This is a genomic window from Streptomyces sp. NPDC002104 (genome assembly GCF_053593795.1).
Genome location: NZ_JBSFDF010000026.1, coordinates 82,022 through 106,988 on the forward strand (window position 1 = coordinate 82,022; position 24,967 = coordinate 106,988).

The window sequence follows — 24,967 nt, forward strand, 5'->3', positions numbered from 1 at the left end:
CGGCACGGGGCCCGCCGGGCCCGTACTCCGCGAGTTCCCCGGAACCCTCCCCGAGGCCCTCCCCGGAGCCGGTCTTCGCCCCTCGTGACCTGGGCATTTCCGGTGATGCCGTCGCCTGGCCGGTGATGCGCCCCAGTTGCGCCCCGGAACCACCCCGCCCCTTGTTCGCCCCCGGCGAACGGGCGTTGGGGAACATTGGTGGGCTCACGTGCATTGAGTCGGCATAGCTCAACTTCACTGCCGGAGGGAACATCATGGCTTCGACGTCCGTAACGCTCACCCTGCCCGTGCTGCCGCTCGACGACGAGGTCGTGCTGCCCGGGATGGTCGTTCCGCTGGACCTGTCCGACGCCGAGGTGCGCGGTGCCGTGGAGGCCGCTCAGGCCGCGGCCGGGGGCGGTAAACCGAAGGTGCTGCTCGTGCCCCGGATCGACGGGACGTACGCCGGCACCGGCGTGCTCGGGACCGTCGAGCAGGTGGGGCGGCTGTCCGACGGGGATCCCGGGGCGCTGATCCGCGGGCGCGGAAGGGTGCGTATCGGGGCGGGGACGACCGGGCCCGGAGCCGCGCTCTGGGTCGAGGGCGAGACGGTGGACGAGGTCGTCCCCGATCCGCTGCCCGGGGCCGTCGCCGAGCTCGTCAAGGAGTACAAGGCGCTCGCCACCAGCTGGCTCAAGAAGCGCGGGGCCTGGCAGGTCGTGGACCGGGTGCAGCAGATCGAAGGGGTCGGGGCCCTCGCGGACAACTCCGGGTACTCCCCGTTCCTGACCGTCGAGCAGAAGGTGGAACTGCTGGAGACGGCCGACCCCGTCGCCCGGCTGAAGCTCGCGGTCAAGGCCCTCAGCGACCACCTCGCCGAGCAGGACGTCGCCGAGTCCATCGCCAAGGACGTCCAGGACGGCGTCGACAAGGTGCAGCGCGAGTTCCTGCTCAAGCGGCAGCTCGACGCCGTGCGCAAGGAACTGCGCGAGCTCAGCGGGGAGAAGGAGGGCGAGGAGTCCGACGACTACCGCGCCCGCGTCGAGGCCGCCGACCTGCCCGAGAAGGTACGGGAGGCCGCCCTCAAGGAGGTCGACAAGCTGGAGCGTTCCAGCGACCAGTCCCCGGAGGGCTCCTGGATCCGCACCTGGCTCGACACCGTGCTCGAACTGCCCTGGAACGAGCGGACCGAGGACGAGTACGACATCCGGGGAGCCCGCGCCGTCCTGGACGCGGAGCACGCCGGGCTGAGCGACGTGAAGGACCGGATCACCGAGTACCTGGCGGTGCGCAAGCGCCGCTCCGAGCGCGGGATGGGCGTCGTCGGCGGACGCAGGGGCGGGGCCGTGCTGGCGCTCGTGGGTCCTCCCGGCGTCGGAAAGACCTCCCTCGGCGAGTCCGTGGCCCACGCCATGGGGCGCAAGTTCGTCCGCGTCGCCCTGGGCGGAGTCCGCGACGAGGCCGAGATCCGCGGACACCGGCGTACGTACGTGGGCGCGCTGCCCGGCCGGATCGTCCGGGCGATCAAGGAGGCCGGGTCCATGAACCCGGTCGTCCTGCTCGACGAGATCGACAAGGTGGGCTCCGACTTCCGGGGCGACCCGGCGGCGGCGCTGCTCGAAGTCCTCGACCCGGCCCAGAACCACACCTTCCGGGACCACTACCTGGAGGTGGAACTGGACCTGAGCGACGTGGTGTTCCTCGCCACCGCCAACGTGCTCGAAGCCATCCCCGAGGCCCTCGCCGACCGGATGGAACTGGTCCGCCTCGACGGCTACACCGAGGACGAGAAGGTCGTCATCGCCCGCGACCACCTGCTGCCCCGGCAGCTGGAGCGCGCCGGCCTGGCCGTGGAGGAAGTGGTCCTGGAGGAGGACGCGCTGCGCAAGCTGGCCGGGGAGTACACCCGCGAGGCGGGCGTGCGAACCCTGGAGCGCTCCCTCGCCCGGCTGCTGCGCAAGGTGGCCTCCCAGCACGAGCTGGGGGAGCGGGAGCTGCCGCTGCGGATCGGCGCGGAGGACCTGCGCGGGCTCATCGGGCGGCCGCACCACGTACCGGAGTCCGCCCAGGACCCGGCCGAGCGGCGCACCGCGGTACCGGGCGTGGCCACCGGCCTCGCCGTGACCGGGGCGGGCGGCGACGTCCTGTTCGTCGAGGCCTCGCTGGCCGATCCCGAGACGGGCGCGGCCGGGCTCACCCTGACGGGCCAGCTCGGAGACGTGATGAAGGAGTCGGCGCAGATCGCGCTCAGCTTCCTGCGCTCCCACGGCGCCGAGCTGGAACTCCCCGTCGCCGACCTGAAGGACCGGGGCGTGCACATCCACTTCCCGGCGGGCGCGGTCCCCAAGGACGGCCCGAGCGCGGGCATCACGATGACGACGGCGCTGGCCTCGCTGCTGTCGGGCCGCCAGGTCCGCACGGACGTGGCCATGACCGGCGAGGTCTCGCTGACCGGGCGGGTCCTGCCGATCGGCGGGGTCAAGCAGAAGCTGCTGGCCGCGCACCGGGCCGGGCTGACCACCGTCATCATCCCCAAGCGCAACGAGGCCGACCTGGACGACGTTCCCGCGGAGGTGCTGGCCGGGCTGTCGGTGCACCCGGTGACGGACGTACGGCAGGTCCTGGAGCTGGCCCTGGCCGCGGACGGGGTCCCGGCGGTCGCCGCCGCCTGATCCGGGCGCGGGCCGACGGAGCGGCCGGCAGTGCGGCCTCCGCGCGGGCCAGGCCGGCTCTTTCGGATCTTGCCGGGCCCGCAAGATCCGAAAGAGACGGCCTGGGGCCCCGGGGTTTCCCGCTCCGGCGGGGCCCCGGGCCCCCGGCGCACCCCCTGCGAAATACTGGTGGCCCACCCACCAGCGAAGGAGCGGGCCGTGCACGGGACCGAAGACCAGGAGTTCCTTGCCCTGGAGCGGGAGCTGTCCGTCTTCCTCCGGCGGGCCCGCGCCTCCTCCGGGGAGATGGCGCGCGAGCTGCACCCGGAGCTGGAACCGGCCGCGTACGGGCTCCTCGTACGGCTGGAAGCCGCCGGGCGGCAGCGCGCGACCGAGCTCGCCGCGTACTTCGGGGTCGGCAAGGCCACGATGAGCCGGCAGCTGCGGGCCCTGGAGGTGCTGGGCCTACTGGCCCGCGAGCCGGACCCGGCGGACGGGCGGGCCTTCCTGGTCGGGCTCACGGAGGAGGGCCGGGAGCGCTTCCTGCGGGTCCGGGGCGCCCGGCGCGAGCAGTACATGCGCAAGCTCGCGGACTGGGACCGCGGGGAAGTCGCGGAACTGGCCCGGCTCCTGAACCAGTTGAACGCGGGCGGCGAATAGCACCCGGGGCGTTCCGGGGTGCATGGGGTCCGGGGTCCCGCGGCCCCCGAATCCCCGAGCCCCCCGCCCCCCCGAATCCCCGGGCCCCCCGAACCCCCGGCCCGCCTAGAGCTCCGCGTACACCGCCGACGCGTCGTCGTGGCGCTTGTCGCGGCGGTGCGCCCGGTCCGGGTCCGATTCCAGCGCGCGGACCCGGTCGATCAGGGACTGCGCCCCTTCCTTGCGCAGCACCGCCAGGCATTCGGCCCAGTCGCCCTCCCCGAACGTGTCCGTCCACCGGCTGGCCCCGTCCGTGAGCGCCGCCACCGCCCGCACCTCCGCGCGCGGCGTCCGCCCGGTCACCGCCCGCGCCGCCACCTCCGGGTCCGCGGCCGCGGTGTAGAAGCCGCCCTCCGCATTGCGCAGCAGGTCGGCGGAGGCCTCCGTACGCAGCCGTTCGCGCGGGATCCGGTCGAGCCGGTCGTCGAGGACGGCGCGCACCTCGCCCCCGGGTGCCTGGAGGAGGAGCACGGAGTCCGAGAGCACCAGGTGTTCGACCCAGGAGGCGTCCCAGCGGACCACGACCACCGTCGCCTGCGGCGTCCGGACGTGAGAAAGGTCACACGTGTCGCGATGGGCGTCCGCGGTGACGCGGATGGCCTCCGCCAGAACGCGGTCGAGGGGCATGTCCCGGCGCGATCCGGACAGTTCGGTCAATCGGCCGCCCAATCGGGCTGCGAACCACGGCACTCCGTGCGCGCACCCGACCTCGCCCGCGGGCGGGGTGACCCCGTCGAGGGCGACCAGAACTCCGCCTCCGGAAGCGGGGATCGCGGCCGACAGCCAGTCCTCGTTGGGGCGTTCCGGATGGCCGGGGGCGGAGGAGAGATCGATGCGCATGCGGACATTCTGCCCGCACGGGACTCCGTAGGGACGGGAAAAGCCGGGGAAGGTCCGGACCAGGGCGGGGCGGGCGGGGAGGGGAGGGTCTCCCGGGATCCGCCGGGCGGCCCCGGGCGATGTGGGCGGGCATCCTGCCAAAAGCCGCATCGATCTTTCAACCACCCGTCCACGGCGGGGCTCTGACAGCCGATCGCCGAGTTGGTCGCCCACTCCTCCGTGCTGTTCACTCCTTCGTGTGGCCGGGCGGGCGATGTGCGGCCCTCTTCCCAACTCACTGCGAGGGTCTGAGGCGGTACGGCGGCGGACGCGTGCGAGCAGCGCGTATCCGGTGGCACGTACGGGCATCAGGCAACGAGCACGAGCAGCACACGTAAACAGGATTGCGAGCACCGGTGCAGAAGAAGCGGCCTCGGAAGAACGGCACCGTCGCGAACGGCACCGCACCCGACGGCACCGCACCCGGCCGGCGGGCCCCGGGCGGCCCGGTCGCCGCGGCCGCTCCCGCTCCCGCGGGACGCCGCGTCCGCGTGCGCCGCAGGCTGGTCATCGGGGTCGCCGTGGCCGGGCTCGCCGTGCTCGTGGCGGGAGCGCCCGCAGTCCTGTCCGCCTCCGCGGACCTGAAGGACTCCCAGCAGCTGGTCACCCTCGCCGACCGGAGCCGGCAGACCCTCACCCTGGCCCACCTGCTGGGGGACGAGCGCGACGCCGTCACCGCCTACGTGGCCAAGGGCCGCCCCGGCGGCGCCCGGGGCAAGCAGGCCGCCGCGGTCCGGGAACGCGCCGCGGGCACCGACCGCCAGCTCGCCGAGGTGCAGGCCGAGGCCGACGAGGAACTCGCCGAGGCCCTGGGCCGGGTCGGCGCCGTCCGCACCGAGGCCATCGACGGCAAGGACAGCGCCCTCACCGCCCACCAGGCCTACTCCGGGGTCATCGCCGAACTCCTCGCACCGGGCAGCCGGCTCACCGAGCTGACCCCGCCGCGCGCAGCAGACGCCCTCGTCACCACCCGCCCGCTGGCCGCCCTCGGCCAGGCCGTGGAGCAGGCCGCCGCCACCCGCGGACTGCTGCTCGCCGCCCTGTCCGTGCCCGGCGCCGACCGGCAGCCGGGCAGCGCCTTCGTGGACGAACTCACCGCCGCCGCCCAGCGCTCGCGCGTACGGGAGCAGGGCGCGCTCGACGACTTCGCGCGGGCCGCGCGTCCCGACGTGCGCCAGAGCCTGACCGCCACCGTCACCGGACCCGAGGTCAAGTCGGCCGACGACTACCTCAAGCGGCTCACCGACCGGCCGACCCTTTCTCCGGCCGACCGCAAGCTCGATCCCGGCGCCGTCGGACCGGCCCTCACCGCCCGCGTCGACCGGATGCGCTCGGTCGAAGCCACCCTCGCCGGCCAGCGCGCCACCGCGCTCGCCGCACTGCGCGACGACGACGTGACCGCGCTGGAGCTCATGGTCGCCTTCCTCGGCGTGCTGTTCCTCGTCACCGTCGGCATCTCCACCGCCATCGCGCGCTCCCTCACCCGCCCGCTGTCGGTCCTGCGGCGCGGCGCGGCCCGGCTGGCCACGCCGGAGGGCTCGGTGGAACCGGTCCGGTTCACGGGCCGCAACGACGAGTTCGCCGAAGTGGTGCGCCACCTCAACGCGGTACGCGACCAGACGGTCTCCCTGCACACCCGGATCGCCGGGCTCGACGCCGACCGGCGCCGCCTCATCGGCCGCAACGAGGCGCTCTCGGCCGGCCGGGAGGCGCTGGAGGCAGAGCTCGCGGAGCTGCGGGCGGGGCTGGAGGAGCACCGCCGCATCATGTCGACCACGTCCGTGTCGCTGTCCCTGCGGACCCTGGGGCTCGTCGAGCGCCAGCTCGCCGTCATCGAGGAGCTGGAGTCCGAGGAGCCGGATCCGGACCGCCTCTCCACCCTCTTCAAGCTCGACCACCTGGCGACCGTGATGCGCCGCCACAACGAGAACCTGCTCGTCCTCGCCGGCCAGGAACACGGCCACGGGCAGGGCCTGCCGGTGCCGCTGGTCGACGTCATGCGGGCCGCGGTCAGCGAGATCGAGCGCTACGAGCGCGTCGACCTCGGGGCGCTGCCCTCGTACACGCAGGTCGCCGGGCACGCCGCCGACGACATCTCGCACGTCCTGGCGGAACTGCTGGAGAACGCGACGACCTTCTCGCCGCCCGACGCCAAGGTCAAGGTGTCCGGCCGGCTGCTGGAATCCGGCGACGTGGTGCTCTCCGTCGTCGACGAGGGCATCGGGATCACCGGCGACCGGCTGGCCACCCTGAACGCGCGGCTGGCCACGCCCGACGCGTACGACGAGGAGCCCGAGTCCGAACACGGCCTGGGCCTCGGCCTGTACGTCGCGGGCCGGCTCGCGGCCCGGCACGGGGTCGGCGCGGAGCTGCGCGTCCAGCGGCACGGCGGCACGGAGGCCCTGGTCGTCGTACCGGCGGCGCTGCTGCCCGCCACCCCGCCGGCTTCGCCGGTCCACAGCCTGGGCGCACCGGGCGCCCCCGCGCTGCACCTGCCCGGGGTGATCGCGGAGGCCAACGAGAACACCCTCCCCTCGCGCCTACGGGGCCCTGCCGCGCCCGCGCCGCAGCGCCCGGAGGCGCCGGAGCCGACAGCGGCCCCGCAGGCCCCGGCCCGGCCGGAGGCGGGCTTCGACGCGCAGTCGGGCTTCGACGCGGAGTCGGGCCCGGAGCCGGTCGCTGAAGTGGTTGCGGAGCCGGGGCTCCCGGCGGAGCCGGCCCCGGCCGTGGACCCGGCGCCCGCCGGCTTCCCCGAGCCGGAGCCCGCGCATGGCGCCGCGGAGCCGCCCGTCCGGGTGGCTGCGGAGCCCGCTCCGGCGGCGTTCGCGCCTCCGGCCGGGCAGTTGCCGCCCACGGAGCAGGTGTTCCGGGTACCGGCACCGGTCGAGGTGCCGGTCGAGGCGCCGGCCGGGGTGCCGGCCGAGCAGGTGTTCCGCGTACGACCGCAGGCCCAGGAAGCCGCCGAGGCTCCCGCCGAGGCCCCGGCTCCCGCCGAGGCGCCGGCTCCCGCCGAGGCCCCGGCTCCCGCCGAGGCCCCGGCTCCCGCCGAGGCGCCCGGGGACGTACCCGCCGAGCAGGTGTTCCGCGTACCGCCGCAGGCCGAGGCTCCCGCCGGGCTGCCGCGCCGGGACCGGGCCCCCGCCGGGGCGGCCGCCCCGCAGGGGAGCGAGCCGCGGGAGGTCCTCACCGACAAGGGGCTGCCCAAGCGGAGCCCGCGCACGGTGACCGCCGGGCGCGGGGAGGAAGCGCGTCCGGCGCCGGGCCGGGTGGACGCCGACGAGCTGCGCCGCCGTCTCGGCGGGTTCTACCGCGGCGCCCAGGACGGGCGCCGCGTCGCGGAGGCCGAGCTCGCGCAGGACTCCGAGCAGGACTACCGGCAGGACCCGTCGCACGACCAGGGGCAGACCGACCGGGGGGACACCGCACAGGAGGCACGCACATGAACGCGTCCAGTACGTACGGACTGAGCACCCAGGCCCGCAACCTTCAGTGGCTGCTGACCGACCTCGTCGAGGAGGTACCCGGGGTCAACTCGGTGGCCGTCGTGTCCTCGGACGGGCTCCTCCTGCTGTCCTCCGATCCGGTGGCACCCGATACGCCGGCCGCCCCCTCCCGGCCCAGCGGCCCCCGCGGAGCCTCCGCCGATCTCGCGACGATCGTCTCCGGCCTCGGCTCGCTCACCACGGGCGCCGCCGCCCTCATGGACGGCGGCTCGGTCAAGCAGACGATGGTGGCCATGGAGCACGGTTCCGTGTTCGTCATGGCCATCAGCGACGGCTCGCTCCTCGGCGTGCACGCCACGCCGGACTGCGACATGAGCGTCGTCGCGTACCACATGGCCTTGTTCGTGGGCCGCGCCGGCCACGTCCTGACCCCCGAAGTCCGCAGTGAGCTGCGCCAGTCGATGGAGAACACCCCGTGAGGAGTCCGGCCTCCGACCGGCTGCCGATACGCGGCGCCGACCGCCGCCCCGCCCGTGTACGCCCGTACTCCCTGACGGGCGGCCGCACCCGCTTCACGCAGGTCCTGCACGTCGAGACCTTCGTCGCGGCCCTCGACACCAAGGTGTCCGGGCCGCGCAAGGCCGACCGCATGCCGGAGATGCCGGCGATCGTCGAGGTCTGCCGCCGCATGCGGACGATCGCCGAGATCGCCGCCCTGCTGAAGCTGCCGCTCGGCGTGGTCCGCGTCCTGGTCAGCGACCTCGCCGACCAGGGCAGGATCCGTGTCTACGGGACCGGCCACGGCAGCGGCCGTCCCGACCGCGCTCTGCTCGAAAGGGTGCTCAGTGGGCTCCGCCGTCTCTGAATCCGGTCTCTTCTCCGCCAGCCCGGACTCCGGCCTGGCCTCCGGCCCGGACGTCGAACCGGACGAGTCCGTACAGCCCTGGCAGTACGACCGCTCGCGCGCTCCCGTCGCCGTGAAGGTGCTGGTGGCGGGCGGTTTCGGGGTGGGCAAGACCACGTTCGTCGGTTCCGTCTCCGAGATCCGGCCGCTGCGCACCGAAGCGGTGATGACCGAGGCCGCCGCTCCGACCGACGACCTGTCCGCCACCCCGGACAAGCACAGCACCACCGTCGCCATGGACTTCGGGCGCGTCACGCTCGACGACGACCTCGTCCTGTACGTGTACGGGACCCCCGGCCAGGAGCGCTTCTGGTTCATGTGGGACGACCTGGTGCGCGGCGCCGTCGGCGGCATCGTCCTCGCCGACACGCGGCGGCTGCGCGACTGCTTCCCGGCGCTCGACTACTTCGAGAGCTGCGGGCTGCCGTACGCCGTCGCCGTCAACCACTTCGAGGGCACGCGCGCGTACGAACCGGAGGACGTGCGGGAGGCGCTGACCATACCGGCGCACGTACCCGTCGTGATCATGGACGCGCGGCGCCGGGCGACGGTCCTGGAATCCCTGATGACCCTCGTGGGCCACGCCCTCGACTCGACCCCGGAATAGAGAACGTGCCCATGCGCAAGATACTCGTCGTCGGAGCCGGCCAGTCCGGTCTCCAGCTCGCCCTCGGACTCCAGGCGAAGGGGTACGAGGTCACCCTCATGTCCAACCGGACGGCGGACGAGATCCGCACCGGCCGGGTCATGTCGACGCAGGTCATGTTCGACACGGCGCTCCAGCACGAGCGGGACCTCCAGCTGAACTTCTGGGAGCGGCAGGCCCCGAGGATCGAGGGCCTGGGCGTCTCGGTCCCCGCCCCCGACGGCAGCCGCGCCATCGACTGGCTCGGCAGGCTGAAGGGCTTCGCCCAGTCCGTCGACCAGCGTGTGAAGATGGCCGGCTGGCTCGACACCTTCGCGCAGCGCGGCGGCCAGCTCGTCATCCACGGCGCGTCCGTCTCCGACCTGGACTTCTTCTCCCGGACGTACGACCTGGTGCTCGTCGCGGCCGGCAAGGGCGAGCTGGTCTCGCTGTTCGCCCGGGACGCGGCCCGCTCCCCGTACGACGCCCCGCAGCGCGCGCTGGCCGTGTCGTACGTGCACGGGCTGGCTCCGCGCCCCGAGCACCCGGAGACGGAGGCCGTGCGCTGCAATCTGGTCCCGGGCGTCGGCGAGCTGTTCGTGATGCCGACGCTGACCACCTCCGGGCGGGCCGACATCCTGTTCTGGGAGGGCATCCCGGGCGGACCGCTGGACGTCTTCGGCGGAGTGAAGAACCCGGCGGACCACCTCGCCCTGACGCTGGACCTGATGGAGAAGTTCACTCCCTGGGAGCACGCGCGGGCGACGAAGGTGGAGCTGACGGACGCGGGCGCCACGCTCGCCGGGCGCTACGCCCCCGTCGTGCGCAACCCCGTCGGCCGGCTGCCCGGCGGCGGGCTGGTGCTGGGTGTCGCGGACGTGGTCGTCGCCAACGACCCCATCACCGGGCAGGGTTCGAACTCCGCCGCCAAGTGCGCGGCCTCGTACCTCTCGTCGATCCTCATGCACGGGGACAACCCGTTCGACGAGGCGTGGATGAAGGCGACCTTCGACAAGTACTGGTTCACCAGCGGCAAGCCCGCCACCCAGTGGACCAACGCCATGCTCGGCGTCCCGCCGGAGCACGTGCTGAACCTGATCGGCGCGGCCGGGCAGCTCCAGCCGGTGGCGGATCGTTTCGCCAACGGCTTCGACAACCCGGCCGACTTCGACGCGTACTTCTACGACCCCGAGGACGCCGCGGACTATCTCTCCGACGTCGCCGAAGCGTCGGGCGCCTCGGCCTCCGAGTAGCCCGTGTCGTCCCCCGCCGTCGCGCCCCCGGGCAGCGGCGGCGGGGTGAAGGCGCGCAGCGGCGACCCGTCGGGGTCCGGCCGTACCGCGCCCAGCAGCGGATTCGCGGCGATCGGCGAGACCTTCACCTTCGCGCCCGGGCGGGGCGCCTGGATGACCTTGCCGTCGCCGACGTACAGGGCCACGTGGGTGGCGGTCGGGAAGTACACCACCAGGTCGCCGGGGCGCAGTTCGTCCAGCGGCACCCGGGGCAGCCGGGCCCACTGCTCCTGACTGGTCCGGGGGATCTCCCGGCCGGCGTGCGCCCAGGCCTGCGAGGTCAGCCCGGAACAGTCGAAGGAGGCCGGCCCCTCCGCGCCCCAGACGTACGGCTTCCCGATCTGGGCGGTCGCGTACGTGAGGGCCGTGCCGCCGGCCGCGGTGGGGTTGCGCGACTGCGGGCCGGCGCTGCCCAGCTTCCCCGAACCGATCAGCTCCCGCTGCGCGGTGGCGGTCTCCTCGGCCTCGCGGGTGCCGAGCTCGGTGAGCTGGGCGGGAGTGAGCGAGGCCAGCATCCGCTCCACCTCCTTGAGCTGCTTGGCCGCCTCTTCCTTGCGCGCCTTGGTGTCGGTGGCCAGCTTCAGCTCGGAGTCCAGGGCCTTGCGGGCGGCGGTGGCCAGGCCGTCGGCCCGCTTCTCGCCCTGGACGAGCCGTTCCAGCGCGGCGGCCCGCCGGGCCCCTTCGCGCTTCGCGACCCGGCGCTGCTCCAGGGCGCCCTGGGGGTCGCCGGCGAACAGCATCCGGGCGTACGGGGAGAAGCCGCGGGCCCCCTTGTACTGCTCGCGCGCCAGCCGGCCCGTGGTGGTCTGGGCGGCGGTGACGGCGGTACGGGCCTTGCCGAGCTCGGTGCTGAGCCGGCTCTCCTCGCGCTGGCGGGAGGTGAGGGCGGTCTCGGCGGCGTTGTAGGCCTCGGTGGCCTGCTCGGCGCGCTGGTAGAGGCCCTGGAGGCGGGTGAGGAGCACTCCGACCGGCTCTGTGGGGGCGGTGGGGGAGGTGGGGACCTCCGGGGCGTCCGGGGCGTTCGGGGTGCCGGGTGCTGCGGGGGTGCCGGGGGCGTCCGGGGTGCCGGGTGCTGTGGGCGTCTCCGGTGCCGTGGGTGCCTCCGGTGTCGCGGGCGTCTCGGGGGCCACCGGGGCGGCGGGTTCGGCGTGGGTGAGGGGGAGCGGGCCGGCCGTGACGAGGGCTGCGGCGAGGCACGCGGCGCGAAGCAGCCGACGTTGGCGTCGTCGTGACATGGGATCACCTCCAGGCGGCCGATGCTGCCACGCGCGGTATGACAAATCACCCACCCGGGGCGGCCCTGCCGCACCGCTCACCCGGTCGGCGTACGTCCGCCGGCCGCACCCGATGAAACGCTTGGCGCGGCTTTCGCCAAGTACCGGGTGAGGGGCCGACGGGGTCCCGCAGACCAGGGGAGGCACCGGATGAGCGGCGCATACGAGGACGGCGCGGGGGCGGGCGGCTCGCGGGCGGCGAGCAGGGGGAAGGGCTCCGGGTGGGCGGGGGCAGGGCCACCGGACCTGCGGCCACCGGAGCCGCGCCCACGGGATCAAAGTCCCGGACATCAACGCCAACTGGATCAACGCCCACGACATCAACGCCAACTAGATCAACACCCACGGGATCAACACCCACGGGATCAACGCCCACGGGATCAGCACCCACGGGATCAGCACCCACGGGATCAGCGCCCACGGGACCAACGGCCACGGGATCTCCGGACGCCGGAGGGGTTCGGTGCGTTCTACGAGGAGCACATCGATGCCGTGCTCGGGTTCGTCACCCGGCGGGTCTGCGACCCCCACCTGGCGGCGGACCTCACGGCCGACATCTTCCTCGCCGCGTTGAAGGACGCGGCCGGCTATCGCCCCGACAAGGGGGTGCCGATCGCGTGGCTCTACGGCATCGCGCGCAACGTCCTGGCGAGCCACGCCCGTGCGGGAGCCCGCGAGCGCGGTGCGATGCAACGGCTCAGCGGCCGAAGGCTGCTCGACGACCAGGACGTGGCGGCCCTGGAGGAGCGCATAGACGCACAGCGGGCCTTCCGCGACCTGGCCGAGCGGCACGCCGCCCTGTCGGAGCCGCTGCGGGCCGCGCTCGACCTGGTCGTGATCGACGGCCTCACCCCCGCCGAGGCCGCCCAGGCCCTCGGCGTCACCCAGGCCACCGTCAGGGTCCGCCTGCACCGTGCCCGGCGTGCGCTGCGCACCCCGGCCGATCCCACCGTTCCCGCTGCGGGGCACAACTTGGAGGTAGCACGATGAGCACCAGGCCCACCGCGTTCGAGGAGCGTCTGAGGACGGAGCTCGTGGCGATAGCCGCCGACCGGGCCGACTCCGGGGGAGGGGTGGACCTCCTCGCCGGCCGGTCTGCCCGGCGACCACGAATACGGACCGCCGTCGGGTCGGCGGCGCAGGTGGTGGCGGCGGTGACGGTGGCAAAGGCGGCGCCGGTGGCGAAGCGGGCGAGAGTGGCGAAGCGGGCGAGGGCGGCGAAGCGGGTGAGGGCGGCCGTGGGGCTGATCGCGCCGCGGAAGCCGGGGGCACTGAAGGGCCTTCCCCAGGAGTAGGCGGCCGGATGTCCCCCGCGCGGCCCGGGCCGACGGGGTGACCGGGCCGGTCAGCCGGCCAGGAGGCGTGCCTTGGCCGCGGAGAACTCCTCCGGGGTGAGCAGCCCTTCGCGGGCCAGGGCGGCCAGCTGGGTCAGGCGGTCCGTCAGATCGGCCCCGGGGGAGGCCGGCTCCGCGGTGCCCTGGCCGGTGTGGGGAGCCGGGCGGCCGGCTGCGGGCTCCCGGCGGGAGGAGGGGGCCGCCGGGGGCGAGGGGGCCGCCGGGGGCGAGGGGGCCGGGCCGGGAGGTGTGCTCGGGGTCGCGCCGGGTGCCGGGGCCGGGGCCGTGCCGGGTGCTGCGCCCGATGCCGTGCCGGGTGCTGTGCCCGATGTGGCGCCCGGTGCCGTGGCCGGTACCGGGCCGGCCTGGGGTTGGGGGGCCGCGGTGGCCGCCGGGTGCTGGGCCGCGTCCCAGACGTAGGCCCCGCGCGCCAGGATGCCGCGCAGCAGGGGGTGGCCCGAGGGGCGCTGGGAGGGGTTCACCACGGAACCGATGGGGCGGATGAACATCAGGCCGCCCCCAGCCGGTCGGCCGGGAGGCGGACGGCTCCGGCGATCCGGCCGCCCGCCGCGCGGACGGCGATGGCGGCGTCCTCGGCCCAGACGTGTTCGACGACCAGGAGGAGGGCGCAGCTGCCGCGGTCCATCAGTTCGGCCGATTCCCGTACGTCCTCCGGGCCGATCAGCGGGGCCGCCTCCCGGTGGGCGAGCAGGCCCCGGAGTTCTACGAACTCGTCGAACTCCGCCGACAGCACCTCGCCGCCCGCGGTCTTGGTGGCCACCAGCCCGTCGATCAGGCGCACGACCCCGGCCTTGCGCAGCCCCATCACCGCCTCGACCGCCGCGACCCGCAGCTGTTCTTCCGGAAAGGCCAGGACGATGAACTCCGCAGGTCCCATGCGAGGAGGCTCCTGATCCGTTACTTCATTTCCGACCAGTTCTGACGACTCTTCGGCACACTATGACATAAGCGGACATACGGCCCGCCTCCTTGCTACGTTTCCCCGTATGACCGCTCTGACGGCGAAGGTGACGGAACCCGCCCCGCCACCGCCACCCGACGCCCTCGCACCCAAGCGTCGCGGAGTCGAGCTGTCGCTGCTCTTCGGCGCCGTGCTCATCGCCGTCCTCGGTCACCTCTACGTGGGACTCGCCACCACCGGCAGGGTCCCCGCACCCGCCGCCCACTACGCCGCCGGCCTCGCCGTGGCCGCGCTCGTCGCCCATCTCGCCGTCCGCCTGTTCGCCCCGTACGCCGATCCGCTGCTGCTCCCGATCGCCGTCCTGCTCAACGGCCTCGGCCTCGTCCTCATCCAGCGCCTCGACGCCACCACCCCCGGCAACGCCACCGCCGGTGAGCAACTGCGCTGGTCCGCCCTCGGGGTGGTGCTCTTCGTGCTCGCCGTCGCGCTGCTGCGCGATCACCGGGGGCTGCAGAAGTACGCGTACCTGTCCGTGGCCGCCGCGCTGGCGCTCATGCTGGTGCCCGTCTTCTTCCCGGCCGTGAACGGCGCGCACATCTGGATCCGGTTCGCCGGGCTCTCCTTCCAGCCGGGGGAGTTCGCCAAGATCCTGCTCGCGGTCTTCTTCGCCTCCTACCTCGCGGCGAACCGCACCGCCCTGGCCCTCACCGGGCGCACCCTCTTCTGGAAGCTGAGGCTGCTTCCCGGCCGGGTGCTCGGCCCGATCCTGGCGATCTGGCTGCTCTCGGTCGGCGTGCTCGTCCTGGAGCGCGACCTCGGCACCTCGCTGCTCTTCTTCGGCCTCTTCGTGATCATGCTGTTCACGGCCACCGGCCGGATCGGCTGGATCGCCATCGGGCTGCTCCTCGCGGCCGTGGGCGCGTACGCCGTCGGGACGTTCGAGCCGCACGTGAACAGCCGGGTGGACGACTGGCTGAATCCTTTCGCCTCCATCGAGCGCGGCGAGGGGCCCGGCCAGCTCGCCCAGTCCCTCTTCTCCTTCGGGGCCGGTGGACTGCTCGGCGCCGGGCTCGGCCACGGCCAGTCCTTCCTCATCGGATTCGCCGCCAAGTCCGACTTCATCCTCGCCACCGCCGGGGAGGAGCTCGGCCTCGTCGGCCTCACCGCGATCCTGCTCCTCTACGGGCTCCTCGTCGCCCGCGGTTTCCGGGCCGGGCTGGCGCTGCGCGACCCCTTCGGGCGGCTCCTCGCCACCGGACTCGCCTCGATCCTCGCGCTCCAGGTGTTCGTCATCGCCGGCGGAGTCACCGGCCTCATCCCGCTGACCGGCATGGCCATGCCCTTCCTCGCCCAGGGCGGTTCCTCCGTGGTCACCAACTGGATCATCGTCGCCCTCCTCGTCCGGCTCAGCGACAGCGCCCGCAGGCCCGGACCGGCCGAGGAGGCCGGCGCGTGATCCGCTACATCCGCTGGTGCGCGTACTTCTGCGCGCTGCTGCTCGTGGCCCTGCTCGTCAACGTCGCCCGCGTGCAGGTCTGGGAGGCCGCGGGCTACGGCGCGAACCCGGCCAACAAGCGCCCCGCCATCGCGCGGTACGCCGAACCGCGCGGGGACATCACCGTCGACGGCCGTCCCGTCACCGGCTCCCGGGACAGCCGCCAACTCCTGCGCTACGAGCGCACGTACAAGAACGGCCCGCTCTACGCTCCCGTGACCGGCTTCGCCTCCCAGACCTACGGGACCAGCTTCCTGGAACGCGCCGAGGACCCGGTCCTCTCCGGCACCGATCCCGGGCTCTCGGCCTTCCCGCTCTGGTACGAGCTCTCGCGCGGCCGCCCCGGCGGCGGCAACGCCGCCACCACGATCCGGGCGAACATGCAGCTCGCCGCGTACACCGGGCTCGCGGGCAAGCGGGGCGCGGTCGCCGCCGTGGAGCCGGCCACGGGCCGGATCCTCGCGCTGGTCAGCAGCCCCTCCTACGACCCGGCGGTGCTCTCCGGCACCGGGCCGAAGGTCAAGGAGGCCTGGGAGAGGCTCAATGCGGACCCCGCCAAGCCGATGCTGAACCGCGCGCTGCGCGAGACGTACCCGCCCGGCTCCACCTTCAAGATCGTGACGGCCGCCGCCGCCCTCGACGCCGGCGTGGTCACCGACGTGGACGCGCCGACCGAGACCCCGGACCCGTACCCGCTGCCGGGCACCAGCACCCTGCTGCCGAACGCCGGCACGGGCTGCGCCGACGCCTCGATGGCGGACGCGGTGCAGTGGTCGTGCAACACGGTGATGGCGAAGATCGGCGTACAGGTCGGGCTGCGCGGGATGACCGAGGCGGCCCGGCGGTTCGGGTTCAACGACGCCGGGCTGCGCGTGCCGGCCTGGGTGTCCCGGTCGAACTTCGACACCGACATGAGCCCCGACCAGCTGGCCCTGTCCTCGATCGGGCAGTTCAACACCAAGGCCACCCCGCTGCAGATGGCGATGGTGGCGGCGGCCGTCGCCAACGGCGGGGAGCTCAAGGCCCCCTACCTGGTGGACCGTACGACCCAGGATGACGGCGACCCGGTCCGCCGGGCCGACCAGCACAGCCTCGGCCGGGCCATGACCCCGCTGACCGCGATGCGGATGCAGGAACTCATGGTGAAGGTGGTGGAGAACGGCACCGGCCGCAACGCGGCGATTCCCGGCGCCGTCGTCGGCGGCAAGACCGGCACGGCCCAGCACGGCGTCGGCAACGCGGGCACCCCGTACGCCTGGTTCATCTCCTGGGCCAAGCCGCAGGGCGGCCGCCCCCCGGCCGTCGCGGTCGCGGTGGTCGTCGAGGACGCGTCGGCCGTCCGCGGGGACATCAGCGGCAACCTCGCGGCCGCGCCGATCGCCCGGGCCGTGATGGAGGCCGCGCTGGCCACCCGGTGAAGCGGGCGCGGGGTGCGTGCCGTCCCACCGGCCCCCCGCTGCCAGTGGCGGCCCCGCTGGGCGCGGCCTATCCTGCCGCGCCCTCCGTGCCCTCCGCGACGGCCTCGGCCACCTCCGCCACCCGCTGCTCCTCCTCGGCCGCGAACCGTTCCCGGTCGAGGGCCTCGGCGATCTCCTCGTCCTGGCTCATCAGCAGGTCCAGGTTGGAGTTGCCCATCTCGAAGACGCCCATGTCCAGGTACGCCTTCTGCAGCCGCTCGCCCCACAGCCCGATGTCCTTCACGCACGGCACGATCCGGCTGAACAGCAGCTTGCGGAAGAGCGCCAGGAACTCGGAGCGCTCGCTGAGATCCTCGGCCTCGGCGCGCGCGATGCCGAAGTTCTCCAGCACCTCCACCCCGCGCAGCCGGTCCCGCATCAGGTAGCAGCCCTCGATCACGAACTCCTCGCGTTCGCGCAGCTCGGAGTCCGACAACTGCTTGTAGTAGTCGCGCAGGGCCATCCGCCCGAACGCCACGTGCCGTGCCTCGTCCTGCATCACGTAGGCCAGGATCTGCTTGGGCAGCGCCTTGTTCGTGGTGTCGCGGATCATCCCGAAGGCGGCCAGCGCCAGCCCTTCGATGAGCACCTGCATGCCCAGGTACGGCATGTCCCAGCGGGAGTCGCGCAGGGTGTCGCCGAGCAGTCCCTGGAGGCTGTCGTTGATCGGGTAGAGCATCCCGATCTTCTCGTGCAGGAACCGCCCGAATATCTCCGCGTGCCGGGCCTCGTCCATGGTCTGGGTGGCGGAGTAGAACTTCGCGTCCAGGTCCGGCACCGACTCGACGATGCGCGCCGCGCACACCATCGCGCCCTGCTCGCCGTGCAGGAACTGGCTGAAGTTCCATGCGCTGTAGTGCCGGCGCAGCTCGCCGCGGTCCCGCTCCGTGAGCTTGGCCCAGTGCCGGGTGCCGTGCAGCGGAAGCGCCTCGTCCGGGGTGCCCAGGGGATCGTACGGGTCCACCTCGATGCCCCAGTCGATGCGCTTGGCACCGTCCCACTGCTTGTCCTTGCCCTTCTGGTACAGGGCCAGCAGCCGCTCGCGGCCGCCGTCGTACTCCCAGCTGAAACGGGCGTTGCCGGTTGCGGGGACCGGCCAGACGGTCTCACCCGGATCGTTGGTGTAGAGCTCGTGCGTCGACACTGACGCCCCCTCGTCTCACGTAGCCGCGTACTTGCGCGTACTTCCGTACGGGACCGAACAGTTGGCAGCGTCACACGTTGGTAGACGCGCGGTCAACAAGTCGCGTGCGGGGGATTGACGGCCTTGCTGACAAGCAGTCTCATAAGTGGTGACCGCCGGTAACTCGACGACGAGGTGTCCGAAGCCATGACCACCGTGACCGAACGAGCCGAGCTCCGCGACGCCCTCGGCCTGCTCAAGGACCGCGAGCAGATCGCCGAGCGGCTGCTCGAATCCTCGGCGAAGCACTCCTTCGACCCCGACAAGGAACTCGACTGGGACGCCCCGCCCATCGACGGCAAGTACTACTGGCCGCCCGAGCTGCTCTCCCTCTTCGACACCCCGCTCTGGAAGAAGATGGGCGAGGAGCAGCGCATCGAACTCTCCCGCCACGAGGCGGCGGCCCTCAGCTCGCTCGGCATCTGGTTCGAGATCATCCTGATGCAGCTGCTCACCCGGCACGTCTACGACAAGTCCCTGACCAGCAATCACGTCCGGTACGCGCTCACCGAGATCGCCGACGAGTGCCGCCACTCGATGATGTTCGCCCGCATGATCACGACGGGTGGCGCCCCCGAGTACCCGGTCTCCCGGACCAACCACAACCTCGCCCGGATCCTGAAGACCGTCTCCACCACCCCCGGCTCCTTCGCCTGCACCCTCCTCGGCGAGGAGGTCCTCGACTGGATGCAGCGCCTGACCTTCCCGGACGAGCGCATCCAGCCCCTCGTGCGCGGAGTCACCCGCATCCACGTCATCGAAGAGGCGCGCCACGTCCGGTACGCCCGCGAGGAGTTGCGCCGCCAGATGCTCACCGCCCCGCGCTGGGAGCAGGAACTCACCCGCGTGAGCTGCGGCCAGGCCGCCCGCGTCTTCTCGCAGGCCTTCGTGAACCCCCAGGTCTACGACAACATCGGCCTCGACCGCCGTGAGGCGCTCGCCCAGGTCAAGGCGAGCGGCCACCGCCGGGAGGTCATGCAGACCGGAGCCAAGCGGCTCACCGACTTCCTGGACGACATAGGCGTGCTGCGCGGAGCCGGCCGCAGGCTGTGGAAGAGCTCGGGCCTCCTCGCCTGAGCCCCAACCGGGCCCAGCCCTGACTCTGCCCGGGCCCGGCCCTGACTCCGCCCGGGCATAGCCCTGACTCTGCCCGGATCTCGTCCGAGCCATGTCCGGTCACCCCCACCCCAGGGCCACGGGGTGGGGTTACCCTGCGGACATGACAGCCGTACGGGCGTACCGCAGGATGAGCGTCGAGGAGCGCCGGGCCCAGCTGCTCGACGCGGCCCTGACGTTGTTCGCACACCGGGCGCCGGAGGACGTCTCCCTCGACGACGTGGCCGAGGCCGCCGGCGTCTCGCGCCCCCTGGTCTACCGCTACTTCCCCGGCGGGAAGCAGCAGCTCTACGAGGCCGCCCTCGGCTCGGCCGCCGACGTCCTGCGGCTCTGCTTCGCCGAAGCCCAGGCCGGCCCCCTGACCCAGCGGCTCTCCCGGGCCCTGGACCGGTACCTCGCCTTCGTCGACGAGCACGACGCCGGTTTCTCCGCCCTCCTCCAGGGCGGCAGCGTGGTGGAGACCTCCCGCACCACCGCCACCGTCGACGGCATCCGCCGGGCCGCCGCCGAGGCGATCCTCTTCCACCTCGGCGTGCCGGCCCCCGGACCGCGCCTGCGCATGATGGTGCGCACGTGGATCACGGCGGTCGAGGCGGCCTCGCTGATCTGGATCGACGAGGGCAAGCAGCCGGGGACCGACTCGCTCCGGGACTGGCTGGTGGACCAGTTCATCGCCCTCCTGACGGCCACGGCCGCCACCGACCCGGAGACGGCCGCGGCGGCCCGCGCCGCCCTCGCCCTCGAATCGGCGGACGGCCCGGTGGGGGTGCTGGCACGCCGGGTGATCCCCGTGGTCTCCGAGGCGGCCCACCTGCTGTGAGACTGGAGGGGTGAGAAGCCAACCCACCCCCTTCGAGGGCGGCCCGATGGACGGCCGGACCCTCCCGATCCTCCTCGGCCCGACCGGCCACCCCTCGAAGTGGTACGAGATCCCGGTCCCCGCCCCGGACGGCGGCGCCCCCACCGTGCTGCTCTACGAGCGGGTCCCCGCGGGGTACTCCAAGCGCCTGGGCCTCCAGCGGGGGTGGAAGTACGTCTACGCCCCGGGCGGCCAGAAGCCGAAGCTCCGCTGGCCCTGGACGAAGCCGACCCCGCAGACCCCACCGCAGACCCCACCGGGGGAGTGACGGCCGCCGGGCGTCACCTCACGGCGGCCGGGCGTCCCCTCACGGCAGCCGGGCCTCCACCAGGGTCAGTACGGCCTCGGCACCGCCGCCGGCGCCCGCCGCCTGCCGGAACACCAGCCGGGCCCCGATGACCTCCGCCTGTCCCGCCGCGATCGTCAGCCCCAGCCCGTGCCCCTTGCTCCCGCCCCCGGTGCGGAACCGCTGGGGCCCGTGGGTCACGAGGTACTCGGGATAGCCGTCGCCGTGGTCCCGTACGGTCACCACCGGCCCGTCCACCGTCACCACCACCGGCTCCCGCCCGTGCTTGTGGGCATTGGCGACCAGGTTCCCCAGCACCCGCTCCAGGCGCCGCCGGTCCGTCTCCACGTGCGCGTCCCGGACCACGACCACCTCGGTGTCCGTCCCCGACGCCCGCACCACCCGCCGCGCGAGGCGCCCGAGCTGGTGCAGGTCGCTCTCCACCACCTCGCTGCCCGAGTCGAGCCGGGAGATCTCCAGCAGGTCCTCCGTCAGCGTCCGCATCGTGCGGACCCGCTCCTGGACCAGCTCCGTCGCCCGCCCCTGCGGCAGCAGCTCCGACGCCGCCTGCAGACCGGTCAGCGGGGTGCGCAGCTCGTGCGCCACGTCCGCCGTGAACCGCTGCTCCCGCTGGAGCTTCGTCTGCAGGCTGCCCGCCATCGTGTCCAGGGCCGCCGCGACCGTCGCCACCTCGTCCTGGTGCCGCGAGGGGTCCTTCGTACGGGGATCCCCGACCCGTGCGTCCAGGTCGCCCTGGGTGATCCGGCGGGCCACCGTCGCCGTCTGGTGCAGCCGCCGCGTCACCCGCGTCACGGCGAAGGCGCCCACCAGCAGCGTCCCGCCGATGGCCAGCACCGACGAGCCGATGATCGCGTTGTCCAGCCCGCTGATGGTGCGTGCGCTCTGCCCGTAGTCCACGGCCGTGGCCAGCGCCTTGCCGTCCGCCGGGGCCGCCGCCCACATCAGCTGCCGGCCCCCGTACTCCGCCACCAGCGTCCCGCGCTGCCCGGACAGGGCCAGCGCGCGCAGCCGGTCCGGCAGCCCGGCCGGATCCAGCCCGGACTCCGGCGGCAGCACCTCGCCCGCCTCGTAGGCGCGCGAGGCCTCGGTCAGCTTGCCCAGCGCCTTCTCGCGGGCCGTCGCGACGGTCTGCCGGGTCACCTCCACGTGCACGAGCACACCCAGCACCGCCGCGAGCGAGCAGCACATGAGCACGATGAAGCACGCCGACTTCCAGGTCAGCGTCGCCGTCCACGAGGGCAGCCGGGGCCTCACCGCGCCGCTCCCGGCGAGCCGAAGCCGGAGCCGAAGCCGGAGCCGGAGCCGGAGCCGGGCGAGGGCCCCGGGGTCTTGCCGCGGCCGGTGCTGCCGGGCACCCGTACGATCTGCTCCCACGTCGGGAGCATCGAGCGCTGCGTCGCGTCCCAGGACCAGGTGGTGTTCACCTCGTAGCCGGCGTTGGCGCTCGGGACGCGCAGGATCACGTCCCGTCCGGCGAGCTCGACGCTGATGACGGTGTCGGTCGTCGCCATGATCCGGTTGAGCCGGCCCTGGGCGTCCGCCGTGTAGACGCGTACGGACATCTGCCGCTCCGGATACTCGATGCCGACGATCAGCTCGTCCATGCCGTTGCCGGTGAGGTCCCGGTAGTACGGCGTCAGCACCGGACACTTCTTCGGATCGGACCTCTCCGCCCCGCATGCCCGGATCGCGGCGACGGTCTCGGGCGGCATCCCGTCGGGACCGGTCGCCACGTTCGGGTGCGCCCGGAGCTCCGCCTGCACCAGGTCGACGGGGTCGATCGCGTGCACGTTCTGGTCGGGGACGGGCGCGATCCCGGGTACGTACTCGGGCGGCGCACCCCCCGGATCGGCCGGCGGTACGACGGCCCCCGCGCGCCCCGGCCACAGATGTACGGGCCCGCTCGCGGTCGGGGTCGACCCGGCGCTGGTCAGCCCGCCGGTGTCACCGCAGGCGCTCGCCAGCGGCAGCACCAGCACGGCCAGCAGACCGGCCCGGACACGCCGTCGCCGGGGGCCGCCGGAGGGAACGGACCGGATCACCCGTCGACCCTCCTCTCCCATGAGCATGTGCCCGTCCACAGTAGGCAGAGCCGCACGGTTTCCGCCCATGAGCTCGCCCGGGGGTCCACGCGCCAGGGCACCTACACATCGGTACGCCTACGCGTCGGTACGCCTACGCGTCGGTACGCCCGCGGCGCAGCATCGCGAAGCCCAGCCCGGCGGCGCCGACCGCTGCGATGCCGCCGCCCGCGGCGAGCAGCAGTACGCCGTCACCCGGGCCGTCGGCCAGGGTGCTCAGCCCCAGTGCCTCGACGGTCCCCGCACCCCCGCGCGGGGCCGCGGCGGGCAGGACCCGCCCGTCACGGTGCGCGGTCTTGTACACGGAGTCCTCAGCGAGCCTCCCACTTCCACTTCCACTCCCGCCCTCACCCCCGGCCCAGGAGGTGAGCCGGCCGTCGGACCGCAGCGCGAGGTGCATCTGCCCGGCATCGCCGAAGCCGGTGCTGCCGTCGCGGCTGGTCAGGGTGGCGGCCGTGGAGCCGTCGGGGTTGAGGACATCGGCCTGGTAGGCGTCCTTGGCCACGCGGTACACGTGCGCGGTGGAGACGCCGTCGGCCAGGGACAGGGTCTTGACCAGGGTCCGCGGGGCGCTCACGCCCTGCGCGGTGGTGGCCGGCGGCACCCCGTCGGCGAGCGCGGCCGCCGCGGGGAGCGCCAGCAGGGTGCCGGCACCCACGGCCACGGCGGCGGCGCGTACGAGCGGGCGTCGGCTGCGGCTGATGGTGTTCACGGGAGGTCCTTCGGTGCTGGTCAGGCCCTGGGCCGTCCAGGTGGGATAAACGTATGCACCGGCCGTTGCGGTAAGCCGTTGCTTCTGTAACAGCCGTGCCTCGGCGACCCGGCGGAGTCGTTACACGCCATACGGGCCACGTGACCCCGCCGGGGGATTGCCGCGGGGCGCGCGGGCTGCTCCCATGGACGCCGGGGGTGAGGGCGATGGCTTCGGCTTCGCGGGGACTGAAGGTACTGCCGAGCGGCCGACCGGGCCGCGGCCGGCTGTATGTGAACCTGCCCGACGGCCGGGCGGTGGCCTGGTACGACCGGCGGGCGAACCGGATCAGCGTGCTGGCGGACGAGCGCCGCGAGGAGATCCTCACGGCGTTACGCCCCTACCTCACCGGAACCGTGGCCATCGGCCCGCCCCCCGTCCCCACGGCCGAGGACCTCCTGCGCCTGTCCCTCCCGCCCGACGAGGACCTGGCCCCGAACCGCCCGGGGGAGGCCCTGCTCGGCGCCCTCACGTACGGCACCGCGGGCGCCCGCGCCCGGCACCGGCTCCGTCAGGAGCTCACGGTGAGACAGCGGATGGGCGACGTACTGGACGCCCTGGCGGAGTCGGAGGACTGGCAGGTCCTGCACTCGATCCACGGCATCGCGGACCACCTGCTCCTCGGCCCGCCCGGCGTCTTCTGCATCCGCACGGTCCAGGGCCGCCGCCAGCGCGTGGTGATCGGGGACCTCCTCCTCACGGTGGGCCGCGCGGCCCCCACCCCGGACCCCCGCGAGGCCCGCCGCGCGGCGGCCCACGCGACCAGAGCCCTCTCCACGCAGGTGACCCCGGTCCTCGCCGTCGTGGACGCGACCCGCCTGGAAATCGCCCCCACCCTCCGGGACGTCCGCATCCTCACCCCGCCCACCACCGCGACCTTCCTGACGAGCACCCCCACGACCCTCAAACCCCCGGACATGGAAGCCCTCCACACCAAGGCCAGAGACCGCCGAACCTGGCGTTAGCGCCCCTCCACAGCCGCGGGAGGTCCCGGCGCCGGATCCGGGAGCCGGAGGCCCGAGGCGCGGACGCCGTCCAGCCCCGGCGCCCGGCGCCTGGGACACCTCGGTCCCGGCCCAGCCGGCCGACCTCCGAGGAGCGGGGCCACTTCACCGATCGGGCATCTGAGCCCCAGGGCCGGTCCGGGCACAGCCCGGTACCCTTTCCAGCCCGCCCGGGCATCTCCCAGCCCCGCCGGCGTGTGAGGTGCGGGTCCGGGCGGTGCCCGGGGAACGGTGGAAGGGCGGGTAGGGGACTTGCCCCGCAGGGCCGCAGGGCCACGGAGCCCTGCACCCAGGCGCACGGAACCCCTCAAGCGGAGCTCCGCTTGCGCGGCGTCACCGCCTTCTTCGCGGCGCCCCGCGCCGGCTTCGCCTCCGCGGCCTTGGCCGAGGCCGTTTTCTTCGCGGCCGCCGTAGCGGCCTTCTTCTTCGCGGCGGCGGCAGCCGTCGACTTCTTCGCAGCCCCGGCACCGGTACCGGCCCCGGCGGCCCCCGCCCCCGACGCAGTCGACTTCTTCCCGCCCACCGCCTTCGGCGCAGCCGCACCCGCTCCCGCCCCCGCAGCCTTCTTCCGCCGAATCGGCGTAACCTCCGCCCCCGCCCCCTCCTCCTCCGGCGGCGAAGCCGCCCCAGACCAGCTGGGTCCGGATGTCGTCCGGGAGCATGTCCATGAACTCCGTGGAGGCCCACGGGGTGTGCGTGAAGTGCCCGATCC

Annotated in this window: 23 protein-coding genes and 1 pseudogene; 16 read left to right on the top strand and 8 right to left on the bottom strand. The window is 73.7% G+C overall.

Features of this window, described 5'->3' with window-relative positions; all coding sequences use genetic code 11:
• The first annotated feature begins 254 nt into the window (after nucleotides 1–254).
• Together lon and ACWCP2_RS22235 are read left to right on the top strand one after the other, a co-directional pair.
• Nucleotides 255–2,651: an endopeptidase La gene (lon, locus tag ACWCP2_RS22230; RefSeq protein ID WP_450910306.1), complete on the top strand. Its 2,397-nt coding sequence runs from the start codon at nucleotides 255–257 to the stop codon at nucleotides 2,649–2,651.
• Between the two features lie 198 nt (nucleotides 2,652–2,849).
• Nucleotides 2,850–3,290 (top strand): MarR family winged helix-turn-helix transcriptional regulator, encoded by a 441-nt coding sequence (locus ACWCP2_RS22235; protein WP_243336175.1) that lies wholly within the window; start codon nucleotides 2,850–2,852, stop codon nucleotides 3,288–3,290.
• Nucleotides 3,291–3,395: 105 nt separating this feature from the next.
• On the opposite strand, the gene ACWCP2_RS22240 is transcribed toward ACWCP2_RS22235, so the two are convergent.
• Complete coding sequence (locus ACWCP2_RS22240) at nucleotides 3,396–4,169, bottom strand: protein phosphatase 2C domain-containing protein (RefSeq protein ID WP_450910307.1); 774 nt, start codon at nucleotides 4,167–4,169, stop codon at nucleotides 3,396–3,398.
• Nucleotides 4,170–4,564: 395 nt separating this feature from the next.
• Between ACWCP2_RS22240 and ACWCP2_RS22245 the strand changes: the two genes are divergently transcribed.
• From ACWCP2_RS22245 to ACWCP2_RS22265, 5 genes are read left to right on the top strand one after another with little or no spacing between them, the layout of a single operon-like run.
• Nucleotides 4,565–7,651, top strand: coding sequence for a sensor histidine kinase (locus tag ACWCP2_RS22245; RefSeq protein ID WP_450910308.1), 3,087 nt, complete (start codon nucleotides 4,565–4,567; stop codon nucleotides 7,649–7,651).
• On the top strand, nucleotides 7,648–8,130 hold the full coding sequence (locus ACWCP2_RS22250) for a roadblock/LC7 domain-containing protein (RefSeq protein ID WP_450910309.1): 483 nt from the start codon (nucleotides 7,648–7,650) through the stop codon (nucleotides 8,128–8,130). The genes ACWCP2_RS22245 and ACWCP2_RS22250 overlap by 4 nt, the downstream gene beginning before the upstream one ends.
• A complete protein-coding gene (locus tag ACWCP2_RS22255) occupies nucleotides 8,127–8,516 on the top strand; it encodes a DUF742 domain-containing protein (RefSeq protein WP_254384127.1) in 390 nt (129 codons plus the stop codon). The genes ACWCP2_RS22250 and ACWCP2_RS22255 overlap by 4 nt, the downstream gene beginning before the upstream one ends.
• Nucleotides 8,497–9,162, top strand: a complete 666-nt coding sequence (locus ACWCP2_RS22260) for a GTP-binding protein (RefSeq protein ID WP_450910310.1) — start codon at nucleotides 8,497–8,499, stop codon at nucleotides 9,160–9,162. Before ACWCP2_RS22255 ends, ACWCP2_RS22260 begins: the two co-directional genes overlap by 20 nt.
• A gap of 11 nt (nucleotides 9,163–9,173) precedes the next feature.
• The gene (locus tag ACWCP2_RS22265; protein WP_450910311.1) at nucleotides 9,174–10,433 is read left to right on the top strand and encodes a styrene monooxygenase/indole monooxygenase family protein; all 1,260 of its coding nucleotides are present in this window, start codon (nucleotides 9,174–9,176) and stop codon (nucleotides 10,431–10,433) included.
• Here the strand turns inward: ACWCP2_RS22265 and ACWCP2_RS22270 are convergent.
• Entirely contained in the window at nucleotides 10,385–11,707 is a 1,323-nt protein-coding gene (locus tag ACWCP2_RS22270; protein ID WP_450910312.1) for an NlpC/P60 family protein, read from the bottom strand. The genes ACWCP2_RS22265 and ACWCP2_RS22270 overlap by 49 nt on opposite strands.
• 189 nt (nucleotides 11,708–11,896) lie before the next feature.
• On the opposite strand from ACWCP2_RS22270, the gene ACWCP2_RS22275 reads away from it, so the two are divergent.
• Nucleotides 11,897–12,736: a sigma-70 family RNA polymerase sigma factor gene (locus tag ACWCP2_RS22275; RefSeq protein WP_450910313.1), complete on the top strand. Its 840-nt coding sequence runs from the start codon at nucleotides 11,897–11,899 to the stop codon at nucleotides 12,734–12,736.
• On the top strand, nucleotides 12,733–13,041 hold the full coding sequence (locus ACWCP2_RS22280) for a hypothetical protein (protein ID WP_450910314.1): 309 nt from the start codon (nucleotides 12,733–12,735) through the stop codon (nucleotides 13,039–13,041). The genes ACWCP2_RS22275 and ACWCP2_RS22280 overlap by 4 nt, the downstream gene beginning before the upstream one ends.
• A 50-nt stretch (nucleotides 13,042–13,091) precedes the next feature.
• On the opposite strand, the gene ACWCP2_RS22285 is transcribed toward ACWCP2_RS22280, so the two are convergent.
• Together ACWCP2_RS22285 and ACWCP2_RS22290 are read right to left on the bottom strand one after the other, a co-directional pair.
• Complete coding sequence (locus ACWCP2_RS22285; protein ID WP_450910315.1) at nucleotides 13,092–13,589, bottom strand: SHOCT domain-containing protein; 498 nt, start codon at nucleotides 13,587–13,589, stop codon at nucleotides 13,092–13,094.
• A complete protein-coding gene (locus tag ACWCP2_RS22290; RefSeq protein WP_407837231.1) occupies nucleotides 13,589–13,978 on the bottom strand; it encodes a DUF6325 family protein in 390 nt (129 codons plus the stop codon). Before ACWCP2_RS22290 ends, ACWCP2_RS22285 begins: the two co-directional genes overlap by 1 nt.
• 109 nt (nucleotides 13,979–14,087) lie before the next feature.
• On the opposite strand from ACWCP2_RS22290, the gene ACWCP2_RS22295 reads away from it, so the two are divergent.
• Both ACWCP2_RS22295 and ACWCP2_RS22300 read left to right on the top strand, forming a co-directional pair.
• On the top strand, nucleotides 14,088–15,458 hold the full coding sequence (locus ACWCP2_RS22295) for an FtsW/RodA/SpoVE family cell cycle protein (RefSeq protein ID WP_450910316.1): 1,371 nt from the start codon (nucleotides 14,088–14,090) through the stop codon (nucleotides 15,456–15,458).
• Nucleotides 15,455–16,915, top strand: coding sequence for a penicillin-binding transpeptidase domain-containing protein (locus tag ACWCP2_RS22300; RefSeq protein ID WP_450910317.1), 1,461 nt, complete (start codon nucleotides 15,455–15,457; stop codon nucleotides 16,913–16,915). The genes ACWCP2_RS22295 and ACWCP2_RS22300 overlap by 4 nt, the downstream gene beginning before the upstream one ends.
• 67 nt (nucleotides 16,916–16,982) lie before the next feature.
• On the opposite strand, the gene ACWCP2_RS22305 is transcribed toward ACWCP2_RS22300, so the two are convergent.
• A complete protein-coding gene (locus ACWCP2_RS22305; RefSeq protein ID WP_450910318.1) occupies nucleotides 16,983–18,098 on the bottom strand; it encodes a ferritin-like domain-containing protein in 1,116 nt (371 codons plus the stop codon).
• A 186-nt stretch (nucleotides 18,099–18,284) separates the two neighbouring features.
• Between ACWCP2_RS22305 and ACWCP2_RS22310 the strand changes: the two genes are divergently transcribed.
• From ACWCP2_RS22310 to ACWCP2_RS22320, 3 genes are all read left to right on the top strand, one after another.
• Nucleotides 18,285–19,214 (top strand): AurF N-oxygenase family protein, encoded by a 930-nt coding sequence (locus ACWCP2_RS22310; RefSeq protein WP_450910319.1) that lies wholly within the window; start codon nucleotides 18,285–18,287, stop codon nucleotides 19,212–19,214.
• A 142-nt stretch (nucleotides 19,215–19,356) separates the two neighbouring features.
• Nucleotides 19,357–20,073, top strand: a complete 717-nt coding sequence (locus ACWCP2_RS22315) for a TetR/AcrR family transcriptional regulator (RefSeq protein ID WP_450910320.1) — start codon at nucleotides 19,357–19,359, stop codon at nucleotides 20,071–20,073.
• Nucleotides 20,074–20,083: 10 nt separating this feature from the next.
• Nucleotides 20,084–20,380: a hypothetical protein gene (locus tag ACWCP2_RS22320; RefSeq protein WP_450910321.1), complete on the top strand. Its 297-nt coding sequence runs from the start codon at nucleotides 20,084–20,086 to the stop codon at nucleotides 20,378–20,380.
• Nucleotides 20,381–20,419: 39 nt separating this feature from the next.
• On the opposite strand, the gene ACWCP2_RS22325 is transcribed toward ACWCP2_RS22320, so the two are convergent.
• The 3 genes from ACWCP2_RS22325 to ACWCP2_RS22335 all read right to left on the bottom strand — a co-directional run bounded on the left by ACWCP2_RS22325 (nucleotide 20,420) and on the right by ACWCP2_RS22335 (nucleotide 23,212).
• A complete protein-coding gene (locus tag ACWCP2_RS22325; RefSeq protein WP_450910322.1) occupies nucleotides 20,420–21,673 on the bottom strand; it encodes a histidine kinase dimerization/phospho-acceptor domain-containing protein in 1,254 nt (417 codons plus the stop codon).
• Nucleotides 21,670–22,461 (bottom strand): hypothetical protein, encoded by a 792-nt coding sequence (locus ACWCP2_RS22330; RefSeq protein ID WP_450910323.1) that lies wholly within the window; start codon nucleotides 22,459–22,461, stop codon nucleotides 21,670–21,672. The genes ACWCP2_RS22325 and ACWCP2_RS22330 overlap by 4 nt, the downstream gene beginning before the upstream one ends.
• A 133-nt stretch (nucleotides 22,462–22,594) precedes the next feature.
• Entirely contained in the window at nucleotides 22,595–23,212 is a 618-nt protein-coding gene (locus ACWCP2_RS22335) for a hypothetical protein (RefSeq protein WP_450910324.1), read from the bottom strand.
• Between the two features lie 206 nt (nucleotides 23,213–23,418).
• On the opposite strand from ACWCP2_RS22335, the gene ACWCP2_RS22340 reads away from it, so the two are divergent.
• Both ACWCP2_RS22340 and ACWCP2_RS22345 read left to right on the top strand, forming a co-directional pair.
• Nucleotides 23,419–24,216, top strand: a complete 798-nt coding sequence (locus ACWCP2_RS22340; protein ID WP_450910325.1) for a nuclease-related domain-containing protein — start codon at nucleotides 23,419–23,421, stop codon at nucleotides 24,214–24,216.
• Between the two features lie 362 nt (nucleotides 24,217–24,578).
• A pseudogene (locus tag ACWCP2_RS22345) lies at nucleotides 24,579–24,967 on the top strand (hypothetical protein); the annotation flags it as partial.

Excerpts from the sequence above, each read along its gene's own strand:
- lon (WP_450910306.1), top strand. The coding sequence starts at position 255 with ATGGCTTCGACGTCCGTAACGCTCACCCTGCCCGTGCTGCCGCTCGAC.
- ACWCP2_RS22240 (WP_450910307.1), bottom strand. The coding sequence starts at position 4,169 with ATGCGCATCGATCTCTCCTCCGCCCCCGGCCATCCGGAACGCCCCAAC.
- ACWCP2_RS22250 (WP_450910309.1), top strand. The coding sequence starts at position 7,648 with ATGAACGCGTCCAGTACGTACGGACTGAGCACCCAGGCCCGCAACCTT.
- ACWCP2_RS22265 (WP_450910311.1), top strand. The coding sequence starts at position 9,174 with ATGCGCAAGATACTCGTCGTCGGAGCCGGCCAGTCCGGTCTCCAGCTC.
- ACWCP2_RS22270 (WP_450910312.1), bottom strand. The coding sequence starts at position 11,707 with ATGTCACGACGACGCCAACGTCGGCTGCTTCGCGCCGCGTGCCTCGCC.
- ACWCP2_RS22275 (WP_450910313.1), top strand. The coding sequence starts at position 11,897 with ATGAGCGGCGCATACGAGGACGGCGCGGGGGCGGGCGGCTCGCGGGCG.
- ACWCP2_RS22280 (WP_450910314.1), top strand. The coding sequence starts at position 12,733 with ATGAGCACCAGGCCCACCGCGTTCGAGGAGCGTCTGAGGACGGAGCTC.
- ACWCP2_RS22285 (WP_450910315.1), bottom strand. The coding sequence starts at position 13,589 with ATGTTCATCCGCCCCATCGGTTCCGTGGTGAACCCCTCCCAGCGCCCC.
- ACWCP2_RS22290 (WP_407837231.1), bottom strand. The coding sequence starts at position 13,978 with ATGGGACCTGCGGAGTTCATCGTCCTGGCCTTTCCGGAAGAACAGCTG.
- ACWCP2_RS22295 (WP_450910316.1), top strand. The coding sequence starts at position 14,088 with ATGACCGCTCTGACGGCGAAGGTGACGGAACCCGCCCCGCCACCGCCA.
- ACWCP2_RS22310 (WP_450910319.1), top strand. The coding sequence starts at position 18,285 with ATGACCACCGTGACCGAACGAGCCGAGCTCCGCGACGCCCTCGGCCTG.
- ACWCP2_RS22315 (WP_450910320.1), top strand. The coding sequence starts at position 19,357 with ATGACAGCCGTACGGGCGTACCGCAGGATGAGCGTCGAGGAGCGCCGG.
- ACWCP2_RS22340 (WP_450910325.1), top strand. The coding sequence starts at position 23,419 with ATGGCTTCGGCTTCGCGGGGACTGAAGGTACTGCCGAGCGGCCGACCG.